Annotated in this window: 21 protein-coding genes and 2 pseudogenes; 11 read left to right on the forward strand and 12 right to left on the reverse strand. The window is 65.7% G+C overall.

What is annotated here, in order from left to right:
- Position 1: 1 nt before the first annotated feature.
- Together ASD05_RS10840 and ASD05_RS10845 are read right to left on the reverse strand one after the other, a co-directional pair.
- Positions 2-1,372: a glycoside hydrolase family 15 protein gene (locus ASD05_RS10840; protein ID WP_235507939.1), complete on the reverse strand. Its 1,371-nt coding sequence runs from the start codon at positions 1,370-1,372 to the stop codon at positions 2-4.
- A gap of 8 nt (positions 1,373-1,380) precedes the next feature.
- Positions 1,381-2,676: a glucoamylase family protein gene (locus ASD05_RS10845; protein WP_056591670.1), complete on the reverse strand. Its 1,296-nt coding sequence runs from the start codon at positions 2,674-2,676 to the stop codon at positions 1,381-1,383.
- Positions 2,677-2,807: 131 nt separating this feature from the next.
- Here ASD05_RS10845 and ASD05_RS10850 point away from each other — a divergent pair, with 131 nt between their 5' ends.
- The 5 genes from ASD05_RS10850 to ASD05_RS10870 all read left to right on the forward strand — a co-directional run bounded on the left by ASD05_RS10850 (position 2,808) and on the right by ASD05_RS10870 (position 6,796).
- Positions 2,808-4,952, forward strand: a complete 2,145-nt coding sequence (locus ASD05_RS10850) for a glycoside hydrolase family 3 N-terminal domain-containing protein (protein ID WP_056594243.1) — start codon at positions 2,808-2,810, stop codon at positions 4,950-4,952.
- Positions 4,953-4,980: 28 nt separating this feature from the next.
- Positions 4,981-5,307, forward strand: a complete 327-nt coding sequence (locus tag ASD05_RS30450; RefSeq protein WP_200955417.1) for a LapA family protein — start codon at positions 4,981-4,983, stop codon at positions 5,305-5,307.
- 227 nt (positions 5,308-5,534) lie between these two features.
- A complete protein-coding gene (locus ASD05_RS10860; RefSeq protein ID WP_157610076.1) occupies positions 5,535-5,996 on the forward strand; it encodes a hypothetical protein in 462 nt (153 codons plus the stop codon).
- A 166-nt stretch (positions 5,997-6,162) separates the two neighbouring features.
- Positions 6,163-6,384 carry a hypothetical protein gene (locus tag ASD05_RS10865; protein WP_056591677.1) on the forward strand — a complete coding sequence of 74 codons (222 nt, stop codon included), beginning with the start codon at positions 6,163-6,165 and terminating at the stop codon, positions 6,382-6,384.
- A 40-nt stretch (positions 6,385-6,424) separates the two neighbouring features.
- Complete coding sequence (locus ASD05_RS10870; RefSeq protein ID WP_157610078.1) at positions 6,425-6,796, forward strand: hypothetical protein; 372 nt, start codon at positions 6,425-6,427, stop codon at positions 6,794-6,796.
- Positions 6,797-6,877: 81 nt separating this feature from the next.
- Here ASD05_RS10870 and ASD05_RS10875 read toward each other — a convergent pair whose 3' ends face one another.
- The 4 genes and pseudogenes from ASD05_RS10875 to ASD05_RS10890 form a co-directional block, all read right to left on the reverse strand.
- Positions 6,878-7,417: a hypothetical protein gene (locus ASD05_RS10875; protein ID WP_056591684.1), complete on the reverse strand. Its 540-nt coding sequence runs from the start codon at positions 7,415-7,417 to the stop codon at positions 6,878-6,880.
- 257 nt (positions 7,418-7,674) lie between these two features.
- The gene (gene arr / locus ASD05_RS10880) at positions 7,675-8,070 is read right to left on the reverse strand and encodes an NAD(+)--rifampin ADP-ribosyltransferase (RefSeq protein ID WP_056591686.1); all 396 of its coding nucleotides are present in this window, start codon (positions 8,068-8,070) and stop codon (positions 7,675-7,677) included.
- A gap of 92 nt (positions 8,071-8,162) precedes the next feature.
- Positions 8,163-8,348 (reverse strand): annotated as a pseudogene (locus ASD05_RS10885) (LysR family transcriptional regulator); the annotation flags it as partial.
- Between the two features lie 343 nt (positions 8,349-8,691).
- A complete protein-coding gene (locus ASD05_RS10890) occupies positions 8,692-9,585 on the reverse strand; it encodes a LysR family transcriptional regulator (protein WP_056591692.1) in 894 nt (297 codons plus the stop codon).
- Positions 9,586-9,667: 82 nt separating this feature from the next.
- Between ASD05_RS10890 and argC the strand changes: the two are divergent.
- A pseudogene (gene argC / locus ASD05_RS10895) lies at positions 9,668-10,605 on the forward strand (N-acetyl-gamma-glutamyl-phosphate reductase).
- On the opposite strand, the gene ASD05_RS10900 reads toward argC, so the two are convergent.
- From ASD05_RS10900 to ASD05_RS10915, 4 genes are all read right to left on the reverse strand, one after another.
- Complete coding sequence (locus ASD05_RS10900; protein ID WP_235507940.1) at positions 10,574-11,521, reverse strand: TauD/TfdA dioxygenase family protein; 948 nt, start codon at positions 11,519-11,521, stop codon at positions 10,574-10,576. The pseudogene argC and the gene ASD05_RS10900 sit on opposite strands and share 32 nt — an antisense overlap.
- Positions 11,522-11,591: 70 nt before the next feature.
- The gene (locus ASD05_RS10905) at positions 11,592-12,587 is read right to left on the reverse strand and encodes a Bug family tripartite tricarboxylate transporter substrate binding protein (RefSeq protein WP_056591698.1); all 996 of its coding nucleotides are present in this window, start codon (positions 12,585-12,587) and stop codon (positions 11,592-11,594) included.
- A gap of 530 nt (positions 12,588-13,117) precedes the next feature.
- Entirely contained in the window at positions 13,118-13,696 is a 579-nt protein-coding gene (locus tag ASD05_RS10910) for a dihydrofolate reductase family protein (RefSeq protein WP_056591701.1), read from the reverse strand.
- Positions 13,697-13,948: 252 nt separating this feature from the next.
- A complete protein-coding gene (locus ASD05_RS10915) occupies positions 13,949-14,362 on the reverse strand; it encodes a GFA family protein (RefSeq protein ID WP_056591704.1) in 414 nt (137 codons plus the stop codon).
- A gap of 256 nt (positions 14,363-14,618) precedes the next feature.
- On the opposite strand from ASD05_RS10915, the gene ASD05_RS10920 reads away from it, so the two are divergent.
- Positions 14,619-15,920, forward strand: coding sequence for a UDP-N-acetylglucosamine 1-carboxyvinyltransferase (locus ASD05_RS10920; RefSeq protein WP_056591707.1), 1,302 nt, complete (start codon positions 14,619-14,621; stop codon positions 15,918-15,920).
- Positions 15,921-15,951: 31 nt separating this feature from the next.
- On the opposite strand, the gene ASD05_RS10925 is transcribed toward ASD05_RS10920, so the two are convergent.
- A complete protein-coding gene (locus ASD05_RS10925; RefSeq protein WP_056591710.1) occupies positions 15,952-16,986 on the reverse strand; it encodes a hypothetical protein in 1,035 nt (344 codons plus the stop codon).
- Positions 16,987-17,099: 113 nt separating this feature from the next.
- On the opposite strand from ASD05_RS10925, the gene ASD05_RS10930 reads away from it, so the two are divergent.
- From ASD05_RS10930 to ASD05_RS10945, 4 genes are all read left to right on the forward strand, one after another.
- Positions 17,100-18,149, forward strand: coding sequence for an NAD(P)H-dependent flavin oxidoreductase (locus tag ASD05_RS10930; RefSeq protein ID WP_056591713.1), 1,050 nt, complete (start codon positions 17,100-17,102; stop codon positions 18,147-18,149).
- A 10-nt stretch (positions 18,150-18,159) separates the two neighbouring features.
- Positions 18,160-18,837 (forward strand): alpha/beta hydrolase, encoded by a 678-nt coding sequence (locus ASD05_RS10935; protein WP_056591716.1) that lies wholly within the window; start codon positions 18,160-18,162, stop codon positions 18,835-18,837.
- A 129-nt stretch (positions 18,838-18,966) separates the two neighbouring features.
- Positions 18,967-19,887 (forward strand): DUF3014 domain-containing protein, encoded by a 921-nt coding sequence (locus ASD05_RS10940; protein ID WP_056591719.1) that lies wholly within the window; start codon positions 18,967-18,969, stop codon positions 19,885-19,887.
- Between the two features lie 95 nt (positions 19,888-19,982).
- Positions 19,983-20,264, forward strand: a complete 282-nt coding sequence (locus tag ASD05_RS10945; RefSeq protein WP_056591722.1) for a hypothetical protein — start codon at positions 19,983-19,985, stop codon at positions 20,262-20,264.
- Between the two features lie 18 nt (positions 20,265-20,282).
- On the opposite strand, the gene gcvP is transcribed toward ASD05_RS10945, so the two are convergent.
- The gene (gcvP, locus tag ASD05_RS10950; RefSeq protein WP_056591724.1) at positions 20,283-23,192 is read right to left on the reverse strand and encodes an aminomethyl-transferring glycine dehydrogenase; all 2,910 of its coding nucleotides are present in this window, start codon (positions 23,190-23,192) and stop codon (positions 20,283-20,285) included.
- Positions 23,193-23,197: the final 5 nt, after the last annotated feature.

Here is a 23,197-nt window from a genome sequence, read left to right on the forward strand (position 1 = left end):
GCTACCGCGGCGCCTGAGAGGCGGCGAGCGCGATGCGGCGCGCCGAGACACACGAAATGAATGCGGCGTGGCTCCAGGCCAGTTGCTTCGCCGAGGTCTGCGCGCCGCTGTTCTGATCGAACTGTTCCGACAGATCGCCGCCGGCCGGCGTGTATGCGCGCACGGTGGCGAGGTAGGCGTCGCCGCGCTCCATCCACTGGCTCCCATGGCTTGCATCGCCGTCCAGAGCCGCAGCGCGGAAACAGAACTCGGCGGCGCCGAGCGTCGAGAAGTAATACGCGCCGCCCGAGCAGTACACGTCGCCGGCGTACCGGCCCATCGCCGTGCCACGGCCCGCGGCACCGCCGTGGTTGATCGGATAGGCCGCATCGAACAGTGCGTCGAGCCGCGCCAGCGTGGCCTGCATGCGCACATCGGCCGGGCTGTGCGCGGCCTCGGTGCCGAGGCTGTGGATCACCGACAGAATCACCGCGATGTCTAGCGCCTTCGGACTGGGCCGGCCATCGGTCAGCTCGCGCGAACGGTAGTAGCCGCGCGTCGCGCCTCCCTCATCGACCCAGTAGCCATCGAGCAGGCGCAGCACGGCCTTCGATTCTTCCCGGCAGCGCCGCGCCTGCGCCGCGTCGCCCAGGCCCTCCAGCCATGCCGCGCCTTCGGCCAGCGCGGCTGCCGAGACGCGCAACGTGTAGTAGTGATGGCCGCTTTCCTCCTCCCAGATGTCGAACGACGGCTCGCGCCAGTGGCGCAGCGTGAAGCCGAGGTCGAAGCGGATCAGCGGCGCGACCTCGGCCAGCAGGGCCGCGTCGAGGTGCCCGCCGGCCACCCAGCGCAGCAGCGCCAGCGCACGCAGCGGTGGCCCGTCGTGCTGGGGGCGCGCCCAGCGCAGGACATCGAGTGTGCCGTCGGGGTTCACCCGCGTCTCGGCGGCGACTGCATCGCCGTGGACGCTCGCGAGCTCATGGTCCTCTCGCAGGTACTGCAGGAGTTCGGGGGGCACGCGCGCCCTGCGGTCCTGCACCGCGGCAATCGCGCGGCCGTCGAGTTCGTTCAAGGCAAGGCTGAAGCGGATGAAGTCGCGCAGATGCTGCAGGGCTTCGGCGCCGATGCGTCGCTCGACGTAGAGCAGGCGCAGCGCATCGATGACGACAGCGGAGTCCCGGAACCAATGGAAGAAGTAGTCCGGGTCAGGGTCGTAATTGCCGAGCACGGGCGAGGCGACGATGGCGCCGGCGACCGGCCGTATGGTCTGGCCGAAGCCTGGGCGGTGCTTGACGATCGGCACCGGCGAGATGCTGGACAGCATCGCGCTCGCCGAATGGGAGAGCTGCCCGTCGAGCCAGGACTCGAACGCCGGGTCTTGCCGACTCGCCATGCCGACAGTCACAGTGCGGACGACCCGAGATGCGGGCTGCTGAAGTCCAGGCGGCGCAGCCCGGCTTGCACTTCGGGCACGCTCATGAACAGCTTCCACAGAAGACCCGTGCGATGGTTCTCCATCATCACGACGATCGGGCCCTGGTCGATGGCAAGAAAGGTGTTTGCGAACCAGCCACGCGCCTCGCAGAACGCATCGACGAAGCCGTAGTCCCGCCACACGCGCGTGCCATGCACGGTGAGGAAATGCCTCAGCACCTGCATCGCCTCGGCCGGCGCATACGGCAGGCTGGCCAGTGCGGCCGTCGGCGAGATGGTGCCGTTGTCGTTGTTCGGATCGTGCGCGAGATAGCCGTCGGGGTCGTCGCTGGCGGTCAGGCCCCAGCACGATTCGCCGTAGCCCGGGTAGCCCTTGGGATTGGCGATGCAGTGCGCGCGGTTGATCCGTACGTGGCGGGTGTTCAGGTCCCAGTAGTCGGCGTAGCGATCTTTCAGGCCGTGCGGATCGAGGCCGCAGAACGAGTAATGCGTGAAGAACAGCGGGCCGCCGTACGCCGAGCCCAGCGGCATCTCGATGCCGTAGTACTGCTTGCCGTTGAGGAAGTCGGGCCCGGAAGCGTAGCCGCGGTGGTAGACCCGCGGATCGATCGCATGGCTCGGCGAGGCCGCGGCCAGGAAGTAGGTGATGAGGCACTCGTTCCAGCCATGCACCTCATGGTTCATCGCCCAGCCGTGGTTCGGGCTCCAGTGCCAGTACAGAACATCCTGCCCGCCATGGGTGAACCAGTCCCACTCGACCTCGTGCCACAGCGTGTCGAAGTCGGCGCGCAGCCGGCGCGCCATGGCCGTGTCGTCGTTGAAGTACTGGCGCGCACAGAGCAGACCCATGCAGAGGAACGAGGTCTCGACCAGATCGCCCGCGTCATCCTTCGGGCTCATCGGGATCGTCGCGCCGCTCGCCCCGTCCATGAAGTGCGGGAAGGCGCCGTGGTAACGCCTGGCGCGCAGGAGGGCGTCGCGCATGCGCCCCAGGCGCTCCAGCGCTGCGTCTCGCGTGACCCAGCCGCGCTCCACCGCGACGATCAGGGCCATGATGCCGAAGCCCGTGCCGCCGATCGCGACCCTCTCGTCGGCCAGGTCTTCGCCCGTGGCACCGACGAGCGTGCGGCGGTCAAGCGCCAGGCCGCTGGCGGCGTCCGCACCGTCCCAGAAATAGCGGAAGGTCTGCCGCTGCACGGCTTCGATCAAGGCTTCATCGGGCAGGGCAGCCAGTGCCCTCGGGTTCCTGTCATCCTTCTGCACGAACGGCTCCTTTCGTTGTCGCCCCGGGTGTCGCGTTTGGTTTTTACCGAATCATCGGCGCCACGCGGCCGACGGCTCCCCCGCAGCATGCCATCATTAGGGCCCCTGGGTTCTATTCGAAATCCCTGATGATGAGTCGCATCGATTCCCTCATGGCCCGGATGACGCTGGCCGAAAAACTGGGTCAACTGACGATGACCGCCTCCAGCTACACGGTCACCGGGCCGGTGCTCGCGGGAGACTCCACGGAGTCGATCATCGACGGCACCGTCGGCAATCTGCTGAACATGGTCGGTGCCGGCCCCACGCACGAGATGCAGCGGCTGGCCGTCGAGAAGTCCCGGCTCGGCATTCCGCTGCTGATCGGCCTGGACATCATCCATGGCCATCGCACGCTCTTTCCGATCCCGCTCGCGGAGGCCGGCACCTTCGACGACGAGCTATGGGAGCGCACGGCGCGCGAGGCCGCGCGCGAAGGCGCTGCCGAAGGCCTGGCGATGACCTTCGCGCCGATGCTCGACGTATCGCGCGATCCCCGCTGGGGCCGCACCGCGGAAGGACCCGGCGAAGACCCCTGGCTCAACGCGCGCATCGCGCAGGCCAAGGTGCGCGGCTTCCAGGGCACGGACCTGTCGTCGGCCGAATCGCTGGCCGCCTGTGCGAAGCATTTCGTCGCGTACGGCGGCGTCGCCGCGGGGCGGGAGTACGCCGCCGTGGACATCTCCGAGCGCACCTTGCGCGAAGTGCATCTGCCGGGCTTCGCGGCGGCCGTACGCGCCGGCGTCGCGACGCTGATGCCCGCCTTCACCGATCTCAACGGCGTGCCGATGACGGCGCACATTCCCTTGCTGCGCGACTGGCTGCGCGGCGAGATGGGCTTCGACGGCGTCATCGTCAGCGACTACAACGCGATCGCGGAATTGATCAAGCACGGTGTTGCCGCCGATCTCGTCGATGCCGCGGTGCTCGCGCTGAAGGCCGGCGTTGACATCGACATGATGGCCGACGCGTACCGCAAGGGCCTGCCGGTCGCACTCGAGCAGGGGCGGGTGACGATCGAGGAGATCGACGCCAGCGTGCGCCGCGTGTTGCGGCTCAAGGAGCAGCTCGGACTGTTCGACGACCCCTACCGCCGCGGCGCGACACCGGAGCCCGCGGCGGTTGTCGCCGAGCGGCGCGCGGTGGCGCGCGACGCCGCGCGCAGGGCCATCGTCATGCTGAAGAACGAGCGTGACACCTTGCCCTTGCCCGCGGCGGCCAAGGCGCTGTGTGTCATCGGCCCGCTGGCTGACGCAAGCACCGAGATGAAAGGCCCGTGGTGGGGTGCCGGCGAACACGAGCCGGCCGTCAGCGTGCTTGCCGGCTTGCGCGCCGCGCTGCCGCAGACCGACATACGCCACGCACCGGGCGTTGCCATCGAGAGCGACGACGACAGCGGCGTCGAAGCTGCGGTCGCGCTGTGCGAGGGCGCCGACGCCGTTTTGCTGTGCCTGGGCGAGCGCGCCACGATGAGTGGCGAGGCGGCCAGCCGCGCCACGCCCGCGCTTCCCGGTCGGCAGCAGGCTCTGGCCGAAGCGGTGACGGCCCGTGCACACGCGCTCGGCATTCCCGTCGTCGCGATCCTGTTTTCGGGGCGTCCGCTCGTTGTCCCGTGGCTGTCCGAACACGTCGATGCGCTGCTGGCTGCGTGGTTCCTCGGCGTCGAAGCCGGCCATGCGATCGCCGATGTGGTCACAGGCCGGGCATCGCCCGGCGGCCGCACGCCGATGAGCTGGCCGCGCGCCGTCGGGCAGGTGCCGATCCACTTCGGCCAGCGACCCACCGGCCGGCCGATGAATCCCGCCGACTACTTCACGAGCAAGTACCAGGACGTCGACAACACGCCGCTGTATGCCTTTGGCCACGGCCTGACCTACGGCCGGTTCAGCTACGACGAGCTCCAGATCGAGCCGCGGCGCGTGCGCGAGCAGGACGCGTTGAAGATCAGCGTCAGGCTGAGCAACGTCGGCGCGCGCGAGGCTGAAGAGACCGTCTTCCTGTTCGTGCGCGGCAAGGTGAGCCGTGTCACCCGGCCGCTGCAGGAACTCAGGGGCTACGCGAAGCTGCGATTGATGCCCGGCGAAGCCGGCGCGGTCGAACTGGAGTTGCCGGCGGCCGAGTTGCGCTACCTCGGGCCGGACCTGCAGCCCTTGTTCGAGGCGGGCGAGGTGGAGATCCTTGTCGGGCCGAGTGCCGAGCAAGCGGGGTTGCTGCGCCGGACCATTGAATTGGGTTGAAACCTCCGCCGTTCCACAAGGAGTTTCGATGAACTCGATGCCATCAAAGTCTGCACGAGCCTTGCCGGCGACCGCAACGGGCGCACACGCCATCGGTACGGCCGCATTGGGCTCCATCCTGATTGGTGCTGTGGCCCTCGGTGCCCTGGCCGTCGGAGCCCTGTCCATCGGTCGACTCTTTGTGGGCCGTGCTCGAATCCGCCGGCTGGAGATTGACGAGCTTGTGGTGCGCCGCATTCGAGTTATTGAACAGCTCACGCCGCCGCCTACGTCGAAGCCCGATAGCGTCCTCAACGATTCGAAGGCAATTGTCGAGTTCGTGAAGACGCGGGCCGAGACGTCAAAGTCAAAATAGCCACGAGGCGGCTACCGGCCAGAACCTGACACTCACAACTTCGCCACCCTTCGCCCATCAACAGCCATATGGGCAAGCCACATATGTTCGGTGCGAAGGTCATTGCTAGAGACATCGGTAGTCGGACAACGGCCGCCTAGTTGACCCAGAACTACTGACCTCACTTTCGCATCATGAGGCTTTGTCTTTTCCGGCGAAGGATCCAGCCCGGCCACTATCTTTTGACCATGCTCACTAAGCCCTTATGCGCCGCCGTGCTATTCGCCTGTCATCTGTTCCTGCTGGGTAGCGTCACACAATCCCGGGACCCGTGCGCCGCTACTCAAGACTTCGTTTACCCCCTAGCCACTCCTTTATTGATCCTGGGATCAATCGGGTGGCTGGGGGTGTCCTCTTGGTGCCTTCCCTTTTGCGGGCGCTGGCCAAGTCGCCTTGCCTATGTCGTCCTGTATGCGATCACTTCGATATTGCTAGCAATCGGCGTCTTGATTGGGGCATTACATATCGTTTTGAGATATGAACACCTGATGTCGTTTCTGTTGGAACGAGATTGCTATGGTGATGCCATCCCGTCAATGCTGAGCATGACCGTGGTGAGCGCGATCGCGATGTTTCTTGGATTGTTGAGCATCGACCGTGCGGTGTTGGCTCTTCAAATCCGTCGTCGTAAATCTGTCAGAGCAGATTGATATTAAGGCCGTCCAACGTCGGTCGCGCCGAACGCGAGGGTGCTTGATTGAAGTCTTATAGACAAGAAGATCGTATTGGGCTCACTCACGACCGCAGAGGGACAGCCTACAGTCGGTCACTTACAGACGTTGACGACGGTTGCTCCGGCTGCCTAGTAGGATTTTGATGAAAGTTTTCGACCTTTATGCTCGCGTCTATGTGGCTGCCAGCGGCGGCTGGAAGGCCACCTTCCTGGGGACCATCTGTAGTGAAGCGGAACCGGTTCAGACGGTGATGGGGCCAGAGAACTACTACTGGGTCGAGTTCGATGAACCTCAGGAAGATGTATCGGGGCCTGACCTTTATCGGAAGGCCCAAATTCTGAGCTGCTATCTGGAGTCGGTGTAGTGTCGGTGCAGGGCCGCATCCGGCCATCAGGAGACATTGCTTGAGTGAATCGTTTCTTATCCTCAGTCGCCGATTTGGCGGCGACATTCGCGACCCATCTGACGGCGACTTGGAAGACGCCCTCAAACAGGTCTTCATCGAAGACCATCCTCAGCTGACAGAAGCCGACTACGAGGAGCTTCGTGGCGCCTTCCTTCGCTTCGGAAGCGACGAGGGGCCGATGTTCGTTGTCTACGTCTACCGCCACGGAGATGTCGTGCTCGAACAGTGGACTGATGCGGACTACGAGGACGAGCTTGTCCCCGCTTTGCACCTGCATCGCGTGACCTTTGACGATGCGCTGCGACTCTGGAAACTGGCACGGGACAAGAACATTTCAGGCCTGCGTCAAGAACCGTGGGTTCAGAGTTGAAGCAACCGTGAACGTCGGCTTTGGAGAAAGCTCAATGTCTCTTGTGGGCCCACAAGAGACATAGCAGCATCTCTGAAGAAGTCATTCAATTTGCGGAGGCCTCCGCCTGACACTGGCTGCCCGCCTGAAGAAGGCGGCGATGGCCAGCAGTCCCGCAAAGGCACCTCCTTCGAGCCATGCCTCGCCCAGACGGCCATCGATCGCCGCCTCCGCAGGGCTTGCCTGTCCTGACCTGTAGGTCACCCAGACATCGTCAGCCAAGAAACCCACACAGAAGTCCCTGACCTCTTTCGCGCATTCCGTGTGCAAGGAGTACCCGAGCCCATCGAGACGTGTCCCTTGCTGTTTGTCAGTGGCGACCACCCAATTTTGGTACTCGTCGAGGTCCGGGAGCCTCTTGTTCTGATCGATGAAAGTCCGTGCGTAACGGGACACGATTTCGATGTGATCTTGCTCAGAAGGGCTGATTCGATGCGTCAGGTGCGTGGCATCAAAAAACGCGATGACAAAAATCGGTGCCGCGAGGATCAGAGCGGACCAAGAGATCGCCACGCAAAGGGGCTCCAGCAGGCGTGCCAAGATCGGCGTTCGGTTGCCCTCAACTTGTCGAGCTTTTGCCATTTGGGTTGTGCCTACGTGCAAAGTGCGAAATTGCTGCCGCAGGCTATCGCGGGCGGATTCGCGCTTGATGAAGTCCGAATGAAGTCTTGCGGCGCATCCGACCCGTTTGGGTGGCTTTGCGACCCAAACGGATTCACACACTTGGATGCCCGCACTTGGCCGGATTCTGCCGCACAGCGGTCGCGCCGACGCGTCCAAGGCGCTCAACAACCCAGTCCATTTCCGATCGCTACCCAGCGCGGCATGGCAGGCGGGATTCAGTTAATGATCTCTCCCATGCCTACGCGTACACGCTCCCTGAGCTGCTGGATGTACTCCGCGTCAAAGAGCTCCCAGGTCTCCAGTTCGCCCACGATCCGAAGCGGATCCCGGCTGCGGTACGAGCGTGTGGGATTGCCCGGAAACTTCTTGTCGGTGACGTTGGGGTCGTCCTCGAAGGAGCCCGTGGGTTCGACGATGTAGACGCGGCGACGGCCGTCGCCCCTCGCCATTTCGGCGGCCAGCCCGGCACCTTTTGGCGTGGCGGTGAAGTAGATGTGGTTCATGACGACGCGGCCGTCGTAGTTTGAACGGAAGCCTGCGGTGAGCAAGCCGCCCACCTGGAGGTCCGCTCGCGTGCCGTGGAAGTAAGGGCCGGTGTCCAAGACAGCCATCGCGGGTCGCTCCTCTGCAGAACGGAAAGCCGCAGAGTCTACTCGGGTCGATTTTCACGTGAGCCGTCATGAGTGAAGACCCCGTGTGGATGTTTCGCCTCCGCCGTCGCATGCAGGCGTCCCTTCACCCGTTCGAAGAGCAGGAAGCCCAGCCGGCTCTCGGTATGCGAGAGCAGCCGGCTGACGGCGGGAATGGAGACGTGGAGCAGTCGCGCCGCACCGCTCACCGAGCCGGTGACCATCACCGCGCGGAATACCTCGATCTGTCGCAGGTTCATGCTTGAATTTGCAGTCCAAGGTTGAACCGAACTACGCGCCCCGGCCCCCCTTGCCGTTTCGGGTGCTGGTCAAGCGTGGCCGGCATGTTCGAAAACTTGATTCCCGAAGGCATGGCGATAGCGGTTGCGGACGGTGAGTACAAAGATATTCAGAATTATCCCCGCCTGACTGGGTATTCAGGCTTCAGAGAGCGCTCCAGGTTGTCCCGAGAAACCCGAGCAGCCGTTGCCGGGAATCATGAACTGCGAGCTGCAGGGCAGGCCGGGGCGGGTTGTGCCGCGGCAGGGGTTGAGGCGATGCGTGCGACGGCCTCCTTGAACGTCGGCACATCGGGCGGTCAGCTCAGCCGCCAGCTGAACCCTTTTCAGGCAACAAGGCGTCCATGACGAAACGCGTCGGTCCGCTGGCGCCCCGGTCGCTGACCGCGAGACCGAGCTGCCGCCATAGAGCCGGGCTGAGCGGACGCATGGCGATGCGAGGGTCGCGCGCCTGCTCGTGCGACTCCTCCGGGAGCAGAGCCGCTCCGTAGCCCGCGGCGACCAGTGTCCTGATCGCGTCGTTGTAGTTGAGCTCGATGCGCGGCCGGCAATGGACGCCAGCCGCGGAGAACCATTCCGCGGTCAGCCTGTAGAGACGCGTGGAGGAGTCGTTCATGATCAACGGCTGCTGGGCCAGCCACTGCGGAGTCAGCCGCCTCGGTGCCTTCCAGTCCGCCGGCAGGAAGGCGACGACAGCCTCGCGCCGCAGGGGCGTGACATGGACGCCCCGCACGGGTGTCTGCGGTAGCGCCACGACCGCCAGGTCCAGGCTGCCTGCGGCGAGCCGGGTCATGCTTTCGTTGGAGGTCAGCACCTGTACGTTCACGTCGATGCCGGGATGGTTGCGGGCAAGGCGCCCGAGCGCGGGCGGCTGCAGATGCGCAATGGCACCCGTCGAGGCACCAACCCGGACGCGGCCCGTTTGGCCGGCGAGCTGGCGTCGGACGTCCTCCACCGCGTCGTCCGCGTCGGCCAGCAGCCTGCGGGCACGCGCGATGAACCGCTCTCCCAAGGCGGTCGCTTGCGCGGGCCCCCGCCCGCGAACGAGCAACTGGCCACCCAGGCGCGACTCCAGTTCCGCGATCTGGACGGTGACCGTGGGCGCCGCCAGGTGAAGGGCGCGCGCGGCATTGGCCAGGGAGCCGAGGTCGGCGATGGCGACAAGGGTGCGTAGATGGTCGAGGCTCAGTTCTCGCATGGCGCCAATTTAACTTTTCTTAATCCTGGGTTCCATATATTTAGCTGGAGCCATCGAGGTCGGATGCCTACGATCGCGCTCCATGGACCTCAATATCTTCATCGACGGCGATCAGGGCACCACCGGCCTTGACTTGCAGAACCGGCTCCGGGGTGGGGAATTCCGCATCCGCACATTGCCGACGAACCTGCGCAAGGACGCGGCTGCCCGACGGGTCGCTCTCAACGAGTGCGACATCGCCATCCTTTGCCTGCCCGATGCAGCGGCGCGCGACGCGGTGGCGATGATCGAGAACCCTTCGGTGCGCGTTATCGACGCCAGCTCGGCTCACCGCACCAGCCCGGGCTGGGTCTACGGCCTGCCCGAGCTCGATGCACGGCAAGGCGAACGCATTGCCTCGGCGGCGCGGGTCACGAATCCAGGCTGCTATCCCACCGCTGCGGTCGCCCTGCTGCGACCGTTGACGGATGCGGGCCTCTTGCCCGCCGACTATCCGCTTGTCATCCATGCCGTCTCAGGCTATTCGGGTCAGGGCAGGGCGGGGGCGGAAGCGCACGAGGCCGGGACGGGAGCGCATTCGTTGAAGGTTTACGGCCTTGCACTCGAGCACAAGCACGTGGCGGAAATCGAGGCCTACGCCGGCTTGGCGGAGCGGCCCATCTTCGTGCCGGCCTATGGCAGCTACCGGCAGGGCATCGTGCTCACCATCGGATTGCACGAGCGAATGCTTCCCTCTGATGCCTCGGGCATGCGCATCCACGAATGCCTTGCGCAGCGATACCGCGATGCGGCGCACGTTCACGTACAGCCGATGTCGTCTGCCGTGCCGATGACCGAACTGGACCCGCAAGTCCACAACGGCTCAAACGACCTGAGTCTGGCCGTTGCATGCAATGAGCGCACAGGTCAGATCGTCTTGGGCGCGGTTCTGGACAACCTGGGGAAGGGGCCGCGGGCGCGGCTGTGCAGAACCTGCGATTGATGGCCGCTATCGAACCCGCTTCGGAACATCGCCGATGACGGTCGCGCGCATCATGTGACGTTCCGAGGGGTAGTAGTCGGACACCGCGTAGTGCTGAACTGCCCGGTTGTCCCAGAAGACGATCGTGTCCGGCTCCCAGTGCACACGCACCTGGTATTCCGGAATCTTGGCCTGACGCACGAGCAAGTCGAACAGCTCGCGAATCTGGGTCGGTGTATCCATGCCCCAATCCGAGCCCAGAACTTCCCGGTAGTTGGCGATGTGCGTGGTGTGGATTTCGTTCACGTACAGGATCAGCTCCCCGGTTTCAGGATGCGTGATGACCACCGGATGTTCCACAGAACGATGTCGATCCCGATATGCGGCACGTTCGTTCGGATCCATCTTTTTGAACAACGCGACATTGATGTCGTTGACTGCCACCATGCTGTCGATCTTCCGCTTGACCTCCTCCGGCAACCCGGCGTAAGCCTGAACCATGTTGCAGAAGATGGTGTCTCCTCCAACTTCCGGGCACTTGATGCAACGAAGAATCGAACCCATCGAAGGTTTCTCGTAGAACGCGGTGTCGGAGTGAAAGAGGTTCTCGGCGCCCTTTCTTTCCCGGGAAGACTTGAGTTGAACAAGTTCGGGGAATTCCGCGTTGGCGGCCAGCAGCGGATTTTGCGTCTCGAGATGGCCGAACTTTCGAGCGAACGCCACATGCTGTGCGGCGGAGACAGGCTGACGCCGAATGACCAGCACTCGGAAAGCCAACAGCAGCGCGCGAATCCTGGCAATGCCGTCGTCATCGAGATCCGGCAGAAACAGATCCTGCAACTCCAGACCGAGCGACGGGGCCAATCGACGGGTCTTCCAGCCCGAAGGCAATCCTTCGAGAGCATGCTTCATGGCCGGGCTCGATTCGACAGGTGTCCACTGCGAAGCCATCTCATCTGCAATGCTTAATGACATTTTTGTCTCCATTCAATCTATTGATGCAATTCAACGAGCGGAATCTCGGCTCGATTCGCGCAGTCTTCTCTTATTCCGCAGTTACTCCCGAAACCTTGATGAATTCCTGCCAGCGCGGAACCTCCGCTTCGAGGAACTTGCGGAACTCCGAGGGTGATCGAACCGCTTGTCTCCCCCCAACCTGCTCGATCAAGGCCGTGTACTCGTCAGTTTGCAGGATGGCCTGCACTGCGTTCCAGATCTCCGCGATCTTGTCCGGCGCGACACCGCTTGGCGTCAGCAGGCCGACCCATGGCACGACATCGAATCCCGGAAGCCCCGATTCGGCAACCGTGGGAATCGATTCGTGCTTGGGCAGCCGCTTTGCGCTGCTGATTGCCAAGGCCTTGATGCGACCGCCTTGCAAGAGCGGCGTCGCAGCAGCCACCCCTTCGAAGGTCACCTGAACCTGGCCTGCGGCAAGGGCCGTCAGGGATGGCGCGGCTCCCTGATAGGGGACGTGCACAAACTTCAGCTTGGTACGCCGGAGGAACTCCGTCATGGCGAGATGCGAAACGCTTCCTACGCCCGGTGACGAAAAACTGATCTCCCCTGGATGGCTGTTCGCATAGCTGACCAGGGACTCAACCGAATCGATCGGCAGCCTGGAATTGACGAGCAGCAGCAGCGGGGTGTCGTAGAGCGTCGCGACCGGCTCGAAGTTCTTCAGTGTGTTGTATCTCACGGCCTTGAAGAGGATCGGATTGATCACCAGCGCCGAAGATGCGGAGAAGGTCAGGGTGTTCAGGTCGCCGGTCGATCTGGCAACGTTGCCCAGCGCGATGCTTCCGCTCTGACCCGAAACGTTCTCGACAAAGAAATTACGGTCCAGTTTTTTGCTCAAGGCGGATGCCAGGTATCGCCCCACCGTATCGACGGATTGACCCGGTGGATAGCCGATGACGATTCGCGCCGAGCGCTGAGAAGCGTCGCTCGCCTGCGTCTGCGCCTCTGCATGACCGGACATGCCGATAGAGAGCAGGCCCATCGACGCAGCAATCCACAAGAACAGGAATCGAACTTTCATCCGTTGTCTCCATCGTTGCTCAAAGAGATTGCGCCCGAATCACGTGCACGCACCGCGTGCGTCTGCGCTCAATTGCCCGAATGGCTTGTCACGGAACAATCATCGAACTGGGGTGAGGACTTCGTCCAATACCGTTTGACCGGGCAGGCATACGAGAATCGTATGGGGGCGCCCGAGGCTGTCGAAGCGGCGCCGCACCGCGTTCAGGACTGCACATGAGCCAGATCGATCCGAGGAGTCTTCGCCAGTTCGTCGCCGTCGCCGAGAAACGCAGCGTCAGCTGCCCAAGGGGCTGCCGGACATCGAGCTGCAGTACACCGAGCTCATCGCCTTCAGCGCGCTGAAGGCCGTGCTGGACGCCGGCGTGTCGGTGGCGCTCGGCATCCCGCCGATCGTGGCACTGCTGGTGAGCAGCCGCACAATCGGCTCCGGGCCGCTGATGGCTGTGCTGCACGAGGATTCGCCGCTCGCGCGCCAGCTTGTGGTGTCGCTGCGCAGCCTGGGCGGGTTGGCTCGCGCCGTCCAACTCGCTACGCGGCCTGCAGCGGCCCGGCGAGCTTGTAGGTATTGAGGAGGAGGCCGGACGGCGTCGTCTTGGTGCTGGCGAGTTCGAAGGAGCACCCCGGGGTTCCTTCCGCAAAGAGGCGCTTCCCCGTACCTACCAGCACCGGATAGACGATCAGCATGACTTCGTCCGCAAGCCCGTGTTCGAACAGCGTCGATGTCAGCGTTGAGCTGCCCCAGAGGACCAGGTCCGGGCCAGCCTGCGACTTGATGCGCCGCACGCCCTCGACCGGGTCCGGTCCGACGCCCTCGAACGGCCCCCACGCGAGGCTTTCCGGGCGATGGGTGACGACGAACTTGGTGGCCGCATTCAAGCCATCAGCCATCGGACTGGCCGGCACCTTCGGCCAGTAGTCCGACCACATGTCGTAAGTGCGCCGGCCCAGCAGCAGGTCGAAGCGCCCGCCGTGCGCGGCGAGCACCTCGTCCCGGCCGGCGGGAGTCCGGTAGGGCACCGTCCAGTCGGCATACGGGAAGCCGTCTTCGCCGGAGGACTGGATCACGCCGTCGAGCGACACGTGCTCCATGATCTTGAGCTTTCTCATTCGGGTCTCCGTGTTTGGTTGTTGGGCTTGGAGGGGATGAGGATGCTGAACCGTCATCGGCCTTCGCGCAACTCCATCGGCATGGAGGGTTCAGGCATCGCTCGCGCGCGCCATCTGTGGCGCATCGAAGCGCTCGGGAGTCTGAGGCGAGCCGGCCAGGTCCGCCCGGGCAAGCTGGAAGCAGTCTGTTCCGTCAGGAAGCACCACGCCCGTCTGCGCCGAGCTGGTCCAGATGTGCGAGCTGATCGCCCTTCACATCGGCGGCATCCTGTCGAACTTGGGCAATGCCGGGTCCAGAAAATCCCATCGATGTCCGCGCACGGCATACGTGACCGCCTGCGGCTTGTACCGGTCAGGGTCGTCGAGGCTCGCGGCGTGCACGGTGAAGATGTCGGGCATCGCCGCAAAGGTCATGTACACGGGCGACCCGCAGGCGGGGCAGAAGGCCCGGGTCTTGACGTTGCCGCTGTCGCCGACCATGTCCCACAGCGTGGCCTGGCCGCTGTGCTTCACGCCGCCGCGCGGGAAGGTGAGGTACGAGCCATGGCCGGTGCCGCTCTTGCGTTGGCAGTCGCGGCACTGGCAGTCGTTCTGGAAGATGGGCTCGGCTGAAATCTCGTAGCGGACTGCGCCGCATGCGCAGCCGCCGGTGTAGGGGTGGGTCATTTCCTGTTCCTTCGAGGTGTGTTTTTCGGCGGGTCTGGCCGGGTGCCGCCAATCTAGCGGGGGCACGCATGTCGCGGGGAGTAACAAGTTCGTCGCGAGTCGCTTCGCCGAGCCGGCTGGATGCCGGGGCCGCCATTTGAAGTGCTTACAACTTTGGCGCCGTTCACGCTGCTGCCAGACGGTAAAGTTCTGGCCCCGGGTTTCGGATCGTCCGCGGCCCTTTTTTCCACCGCCTCCCGCTTTCCCGCTCGCCCCCATGTCCAACCTCATCGTGCACGGCGGAACGCCGCTGCGTGGCCGCGTCACCCCCTCCGCCAACAAGAACGCCGTGCTGCCGGTGCTCTGTGCCACGCTTCTCACCTGGGAGCCGTTGCGCCTGCACGGCGTGCCCGACATCACCGACGTGCGCAAGATCCTCGACATCTTCCGCACCCTGGGCAGCGACGTGCGCATGGACCACGACACCGGCACGCTCGAGTTGCACCACCGCGAGACCGCCTTCGATGCATCGCGCCACCGCCTGCCCGAGGAGATGCGCTCGTCGATCATGCTGGTGCCGCCGCTGCTGGCGCGCTTCGGCGTGGCGCGGCTCGAGGACAACGTGAAGGGCTGCACGCTGGGCGTGCGCGAGATCGATCCGCACGTGGAGGTGTTCCAGCGCTTCGGCGGCGAGGTGGAGCGCACCGAAGGCTCGCTGCTGGTGCGCAGCGCGGGCCGCCTCACGCCCACGGACCACTGGCTGGACTACGCCTCCGTCACGACCACCGAGAACTTCGTGCTGTGCGCGGCGGCTGCGGGCGGCACTTCCACGTTGACCAATGCGGCATCGGAGCCGCACGTGCAGGAATTCTGCCGCTTCATGGCCATGATCGGCGTGCGCATCGAGGGCATGGGCACCTCGCGGCTCACTGTGCACGGCGGCGGCACGCTCAAGGGCGGGGAGTTCCGCTTCGACGAAGACTTCCACGAGATCACGACCTTCCTGGCGCTGGGCGCCATCACCGGCGGCGACGTGGTCGTGCGCAACAGCGCACCTGAAAACTTTCCGCTGCTCGACCGCACGTTCGCGAAGTTCGGCGTGCAGATCGTGCATGAAGACGGCTGGTCGCGCGCCATCCGCACCGGTCCGCTGAAGGTGCAGACGCCATTCACGAGCAACGTGCTGACGAAGGTGGAGGCGGCGCCGTGGCCTTACTTTCCGGTGGACCTGCTGCCAATCTTCATCGCGCTGGGCGTGCGCGCGCAGGGCAATGCGATGTTCTGGAACAAGGTGTACGACGGGGCGCTGGGCTGGACGGGCGAGCTTTCGAAGTTCGGCGCGCACGTGTTCTCGTCTGACCCGCACCGGCTCATTACCTTCGGTGGCAATCCGCTGACGCCCGCGGTGGTCGAGAGCCCCTACATCATTCGCGTGGCGATCGCGCTGTTCATGGTGGCGGCGAGTATCGAAGGGCGTTCCGAGATCCGCAACGCCACGCCCATTCGCCGAGCCCATCCGCGCTTCGTGGAAAACCTGCGCAGCCTTGGCGTGCAGGTGGAGTGGACGAGCGAGGAATAACTGGCGGGGTTGGTGCCGCAGTGCCCGCCCGTCAGAACGACGGAACGGGGTTGTGCCCTTCGGTCGGCACATAGGCGCCATTGCGCCAGGCATAGACCAGCGTGCTGTCGATGGTGAGCACGCGGCGGTTTTTGGTGCCGCTCGTTTTTTCGCCCTTGAACGCGATGCGCATCTCACCCGGCTCCTCGTCGGTGCCCAGCGTAAAGCTCGGCGTGCCGCTGACGTCGAAGCACGCGCCGCGTGGCGGCTCTTCCGGCTTGCCGGGCCTGGGCACTTTCTCGCAGGACTCGTCGGCGCCTTCATTGGTGGCCGACAGCGCAATGCCCCTTGCCAGCACGCGCACCTTGCCCGCTTCGAGCCCATACACCGACAGCCACTGCCCGCAGTAGCCCTGCCAGCAACTGCCGTGGGCAATGGTCAGCGCAAAGCGCTGGGGCGCGATGCGCTCGACCTTGGTGGTGCCGAGGTTGCCCATGAAGCCGAGGTAGTCGACAGCGTCGCTGCGGCTCGCGAGCTTCCAGCCCTCGGCGCTCTGCTCGAAGAAGTAGGCGCCGAGCCATGCGCCGTTCACGTGGCCGTTCATCGGCTCGCCCCGGTCGTCGAGCGGCACGGTCTCGGTCAGCATGACGGCGTGCGTATCGTCCAGCCGCACCACTTCGCGCGGCGACACCTGAGCCTGTTGATCGGCCTCGCTGCCGGGCACTGTCTTGCCCTCGTTGGCCCTCTCGGGCAGCGAGACGGTGTCGGGCTGTCGGGGCGAGGCGCCCGGGCCCTGGGAGTCGGGGAACACCAGCGCCATGAGTTCGGCTCGCTTGAGCGTGGCAGATGCGGTGGGGCGAGGCACTGGTGGTGCAGGTGATGCTGGCGGTGCCGCGGGGGCAACGGCCTCGGCGGTTGCCACGGCCGCTGCGGCTTCGCCCGGCTGCGCGTCGGCGGTGGCAGCGGGGGCTTCTTCTTTCTGCGGGCAGCCGCCGAGCATGACGAGGCTGGCGGTGGCAATGGCCGCAGCAATGGTGCGCTGCAGCGGCCGCGAGTGAGCGGGCCGCGTCGGGTTCAGGATGGGCATGCGCGCGATTGTGCCGAAGTCATTTGGCGATGATGACCCCGCCGCCGCCGCAACCTCCGGCTTGGCAGGAGAATGGCCGGCAACCGGCGACACACGAACAAGGAGCGCTCCAAATGACCACGCTGCAACAACTCATCGGAACGGACCTTCCGCTCATTCAGGCTCCCATGGCCGGCGTGCAGGGCAGCGCGCTGGCCATCGCTGTCAGCAATGCCGGTGGCCTGGGCTCGCTGCCTGGAGCCATGCTGAGCCCCGACGTCATGCGCAGCGAACTCGCCGCCATTCGCGCGGGCACCAGCAAGCCCTACAACGTCAATTTCTTCTGCCACACGGCGCCGGTGCCGAGCGATCGCGAAGCGGCCTGGCGTACCGCGCTGATGCCGTACTACGCCGAGTTCGGCATCGACGCGGCGAACATTCCCACCGGCCCGGGGCGCAACCCTTTCAGCGTCGAAGTGGCCGATTTGCTGGCCGAATTCCGTCCGCCGGTGGTGAGCTTTCATTTCGGGTTGCCGTCCGAAGCGCTGATGGCGCAGGTGCACGGTTGGGGTGCGAAGGTGCTGGCATCGGCCACCACGGTCGAAGAGGCGCAGTGGCTCGAAGCGCGCGGCGTGGATGCGGTCATCGCGCAAGGGCTGGAGGCCGGCGGGCACCGCGGCCATTTCCTGTCGCACGACCTGACGCGGCAGCTCGGCACTTTTGCGCTGGTGCCGCAGGTGGTGCATGCGGTGAAGGTGCCGGTGATCGCGGCCGGTGGCATTGCCGATGCAGCCGGCGTGGCCGCGGCCATGGCGATGGGCGCGGCGGGCGTGCAGATTGGCACGGCCTACCTGCTGACGCCCGAGGCGACCACCAGCGCGCTCCATCGCGAGGCGCTCAAGAGCAGGGCCTCGCGGCACACGGCGCTGACCAATCTCTTTACTGGCCGACCGGCCCGCGGCATCGTGAACCGCGTGATGCGCGACCTGGGGCCCATCGGCGAGGTCGTGCCGGAGTTTCCGCTGGCCACCTCGGGCATTGCGCCGCTGCGGGCCAAGGCCGAAGCGCAGGGCAGCGGCGATTTCTCTCCGCTGTGGTCGGGGCAGAACGCAACCGGCTGCCGCGAGGTGCCGGCGGCCGAAGTTACCCGCGCGCTCGCGCAAGGCTTTCACGCAACCGTCTGAAGAACCATTGATGCCTCAACTTCACTTGCCCCTCAAATTCCTCGAACACGCGGCCCGGCCGGAGGCCCGCGAACCCTGGCTGCTGGTGCTCATGCATGGCGTCGGCAGCAACGAGCAGGACCTGTTCGGCCTCGCGCGGCTGATGCCGCCGCAGTTCCACGTGCTGAGCCTGCGCGCACCGTATGTGCTGTCGCCCGGCGCCTACGCGTGGTTCGAGTTCCAGGTACTGCCGAACGGCGAGCGGCAGATCAACGAAGAGCAGGAGCGCGAAAGCCGCTTCCTCGTCGGCGAGATGATCGCCTCGGCCTCGCAGCAGCTCGGCGTGCCGGCCGAACGCGTGGTGGTCGGCGGCTTCAGCCAGGGCGGCATCATGTCGCTGTCGCAGCTGCTCACCAAGCCGCAGAGCGTGCGTGCCGCGATGGTGTGGCACAGCCGGCTGCTCTCGCAGGTGGTGCCGCACATCGCGCCGCCGGAGGCCTTCGAGGGCAAGGCGCTGTGGGTGAGCCATGGCAGCGCCGACAACGTGATTCCGCCGAGCGCCGCGCAGGCCACGCGCGAGCTGGCGCGCGGCCTGCCGCTGGCGCTGTCGGGCTCGGACTTTCCGGGCGCGCACGAGATCCGCCCGGCCGAGCTGCAGGGGTCGATTGCCTGGCTGCAATCGCTGAGCGGGCCCGCGGACGCGGCCTGACCGCGCGGCCTGCACGGCACGGGGCGACACAGGGCGTTACGCGGCCGCGGTGCCATGGAGCGCCCGATTGGTGCAACATGACCGGTCTCTCCGCATCACACACAGCCTTAGCAGAAGGAAAGTGCCGCCATGTCCGACCGAGATACCCCCGGCTCCGGGGACGATTCCCCCGAATTCCGGCCACGCCGCGAAATGCCCATAGGCGCCATCGTCGCCTTCATGCTGGTGTTGCTCGGGACGGCCTTCGTCGGCTGGCGCTGGTATCAGCAGCAGCAACAGCTACCCGAGGCTCCGCCGGTGGCCGCGGCGCCGAACGACGGGCTCGCGCCCGCACCGGCACCCGCACCCGCGCCCGAGTCCCTGGAGCCGCGCAACCCCATCGACGCGATTGCCGTGCCCGACACGGGGCTGCCGACCGTCACCGATTCCGATACGCGCGTGATGAAGGCGCTCGTGGACCTGCTCGGCAGCAAGAACGTGGCCGACTTCCTGAAGTTCGACGGCGTCGTGCGCCGCTTCGTGGCAACGGTCGACAACCTCGCGCGCGAGCAGGCGCCCGCGAGCGCTTGGCCGGTGCAGCCGGCCAGGCAGCGCTTCATCACCGCAGGGCAGGGCGAGAAACAGGTCATCGCGCCCAACAACGCCGCGCGCTACAACGCCATCGTGCTGTTTGCCGAATCGGTCGATCCTGCGAAGGCGGCCAAGACGTATGCCCGGCTCTACCCGCTGTTCCAGCAAGCCTATGAAGAACTGGGCTATCCGGGGCGCTACTTCAACGACCGGCTCATTGCCGTGATCGACCACCTGCTGCAGGCGCCGGAGCCCGCCGGCCCGGTGCAGGTGCGGTTGGTCGAGGTGAAGGGCAATGTTCCTTCGCAGCGGCCCTGGGTGCGCTACGAATACGCCGATTCGCAGTTGGAGTCGCTCTCTTCCGGCCAGAAGATCATGGTGCGCGTGGGGCTCGAAAACGAACGCAGGCTGAAGGCCAGCCTGCGCGGTTTTCGCGAGCAAATTGCCACGGCGGGCCTGGCGAAGAAGAAACAACCCTGACCCGCACGGTGCGCCGTGTAGGCGCGGACCGATTGCATGCCGCGCGGATGCCGCAGATGATTTGTTCCCAAGACCAAGATCTCGAGGACAAACGTATGAACCCGATGAGCGTCGACCTCTACCAGAGTGCCACCGATCCGGAGAAATTCCTCGCGCTTCCCGCGGGCACTGATCCTGCCGAACTCATGGGCCCGATGACCTTCGACCAGGACTACGCGCAGGTCAAGCGATACCAGGAGGCATTCCAGTTCAACCCGTCCGAGGCCTATGCGGGCGTCAATGCGGCCAAGATCGCCGCGGACATCCTGACCGTGAAGTGGGCCATCTATCGCCGCGAATCCCCACCGAAGAAGGGCGCCGCGGCGCGGCGCGGCTGACCCCGCCTGCGGGCCTTCTCAGGCCTCTTCGGTTTCCTGGTATTCGCCCACCGGCACGCAGCTGCAGAACAGGTTGCGGTCGCCGTACACGTTGTCGACGCGACCGATCGGCGGCCAGTACTTGGCCTGCTTGAGCTCGGCCAGCGGGAACGCGCCCAGTTCGCGCGAGTAGGGATGCGGCCACTCGGTGCCGAGCAGGCTCGCAGCCGTGTGCGGCGCGTGCTTGAGCGGGTTGTCGTCCTTCGGCCAGACGCCTTCCTCGATGCGGCGGATCTCGCCGCGGATGGCGATCATCGCATCGACGAAGCGGTCGAGCTCGGCCAGCGGCTCGCTCTCGGTCGGCTCGACCATCAGCGTGCCCGGCACCGGGAAGCTCAGCGTGGGCGCGTGGAAGCCGTAGTCGATCAGGCGCTTGGCCACGTCCTCGGCGGTGACGCCGCTGGTGTCCTTGAGCGGGCGCAGGTCGAGGATGCACTCGTGCGCGACGTGGCCGTTGGGGCTCGCGTACAGCGTCGGGTAGTGGTCCTTCAGGCGCGCGCTGATGTAGTTGGCGCTGAGGATGGCCGTTTCGGTCGCGGCCTGCAGGCCCTTCGCGCCCATCATGCGGCAGTACATCCAGCTGATCGGTAGCACCGCCGCATTGCCGAGCGGCGCTGCGGAAACCGCACCGACGCCGTTCGATGCGACGCCGGCCGTCGCATGGCCCGGCAGGTACGGCACGAGGTCTTCGACCACGCAGACCGGGCCCACGCCCGGGCCGCCGCCACCGTGTGGAATGCAGAAGGTCTTGTGCAGGTTCAGGTGGCTCACATCGCCGCCGAACTCGCCCGGCGCGGCCACGCCGACCAGTGCGTTCATGTTGGCGCCGTCGACGTACACGCGCCCGCCGTGCTCGTGCACGAGCTCGCACAGTTCCTTCACGCGCGTTTCGAACACGCCGTGCGTGCTGGGGTAGGTGATCATCACGGCGGCCAGGTTGGCGCTGTGCTTCTCGCAGGCGCGCTTCAGGTCGTCCATGTCGACGTTGCCCTGCGCGTCGCAGGCCGTCACCACCACCTGCAGGCCCACCATCTGCGCGCTGGCCGGGTTGGTGCCGTGCGCCGACGACGGAATCAGGCAGATGTTGCGGTGGCCTTGGCCCTTGGCCTCATGGAAGGACTTGATGGCCAGCAGGCCCGCGTACTCGCCCTGCGAGCCGGCGTTGGGCTGCAGGCTGATGCCGGCGTAGCCGGTGGCTTCGCACAGCCATGCGCGCAGCTGCGCGTCGAGCTGCGCATAGCCCTGCTGCTGCTCGGCCGGTGCGAAGGGGTGGATGTTGGCGAACTCGGGCCAGGTGATGGGGATCATCTCGCTGGTCGCGTTGAGCTTCATGGTGCAGCTGCCCAGCGGGATCATGCTGCGGTCGAGCGCCAGGTCCTTGTCCGACAGGCTGCGGATGTAGCGCAGCATCGCGGTCTCGCTCTTGTGGGTGTTGAACACCGGGTGCGTGAGAAAGGCGCTGGTGCGGCGCAGGTCTTCGGGAATGAGCGGCACGGTGTTGGCGGCCAGGTCGTCGAAGCGCGGCATCGGCGTGCCGGCGGGCACGAACAGCGCCCACAGCGTCTCGATGTCGGTGCGCGTGGTGGTCTCGTCGAGCGAGATGCCCAGGTGCTGCTGCAGGCGCTGGCGCAGGTTGACGCCGCCGGCCTGTGCGCGCTCGATGATCGCGGCCGTGTCGTCGCCGGTGCGGATGGTCAGCGAGTCGAAGGCGGTGCTGTTGACCGGCTCGCGGCCCATCTGCGACAGGCCCCGGGCGAGGATGGCCGTGAGCGCCGCCACGCGCTGCGCGATGCGCGTGAGCCCGTCGGGCCCGTGATACACGGCGTACATGCTGGCCACCACAGCCGGCAGCACTTGCGCGGTGCAGATGTTGGAGGTGGCCTTCTCGCGGCGGATGTGCTGCTCGCGCGTCTGCAGCGCGAGTCGGTAGGCGGGCTGGCCGTGCGTGTCGACGCTCACGCCGACCAGGCGGCCCGGCAGCGAGCGCTTGAACGAATCGCGGCAGGCCAGGTACGCGGCGTGCGGGCCGCCGTTGCACAGCGGCATGCCGAAGCGCTGCGTGGTGCCGCAGACGATGTCGGCGTCGAACTCGCCGGGCGCGACCAGCAGCGTCAGCGCCAGCAGGTCGGCCGCGACGATCAGGGCGGCGTCGCACTGGTGCGCGTGGCCCGCGAGCGGGCGCAGGTCGTGCACGTGGCCGGTGGTGGCGGGGTATTGCGCAAGCACGCCGAAGAATTCGCCGCTCACCATCAGGTGCGGCAGCGTTTCCGACACGGTGCTCACCTTCACCTCGATGCCCAGCGGCGCGGCGCGAGTCCTGATGACTTCGATGGTCTGCGGATGGCAGTCGCCCGACACCAGGAACACGTTGCTCTTGCTCTTGACGCTGCGCTTGGCGAGCGTCATGGCTTCGGCCGCGGCCGTGGCTTCGTCGAGCATCGACGCGTTGGCGATGGCCATGCCCGTGAGGTCGCACACCATCGTCTGGAAGTTGAGCAGGGCTTCCATGCGGCCCTGCGAAATCTCGGCCTGGTAGGGCGTGTAGGCGGTGTACCAGGCGGGGTTCTCGAGCACGTTGCGCAAGATGACGCCCGGCGTGTGCGTGCCGTAGTAGCCCTGGCCGATGAAGTTGCGGAACACCTTGTTCTTCGACGCCATCACCTTCAGCTCGGCCAGCGCATCGGCTTCGGTCGCCGGTGCGGGCAGCCGCATCGGCTTCGCGCGGCGAATGGCCGCGGGCACGATGCCGTCGATGAGCTCAGCCCGCGTCTCCGAGCCGATCACGGGCAGCATGCGCGCCTCGTCCGCCGCATCGATGCCGATGTGGCGGGCGAGGAATTCTTCGGCGTTCTCTAGTTGTTGCAGGGAGGGGAGGGCGTGGCTTGACATGGCGG

The sequence above is a fragment of the Variovorax sp. Root434 genome (assembly GCF_001426595.1).
Taxonomy (GTDB): domain Bacteria; phylum Pseudomonadota; class Gammaproteobacteria; order Burkholderiales; family Burkholderiaceae_C; genus Variovorax.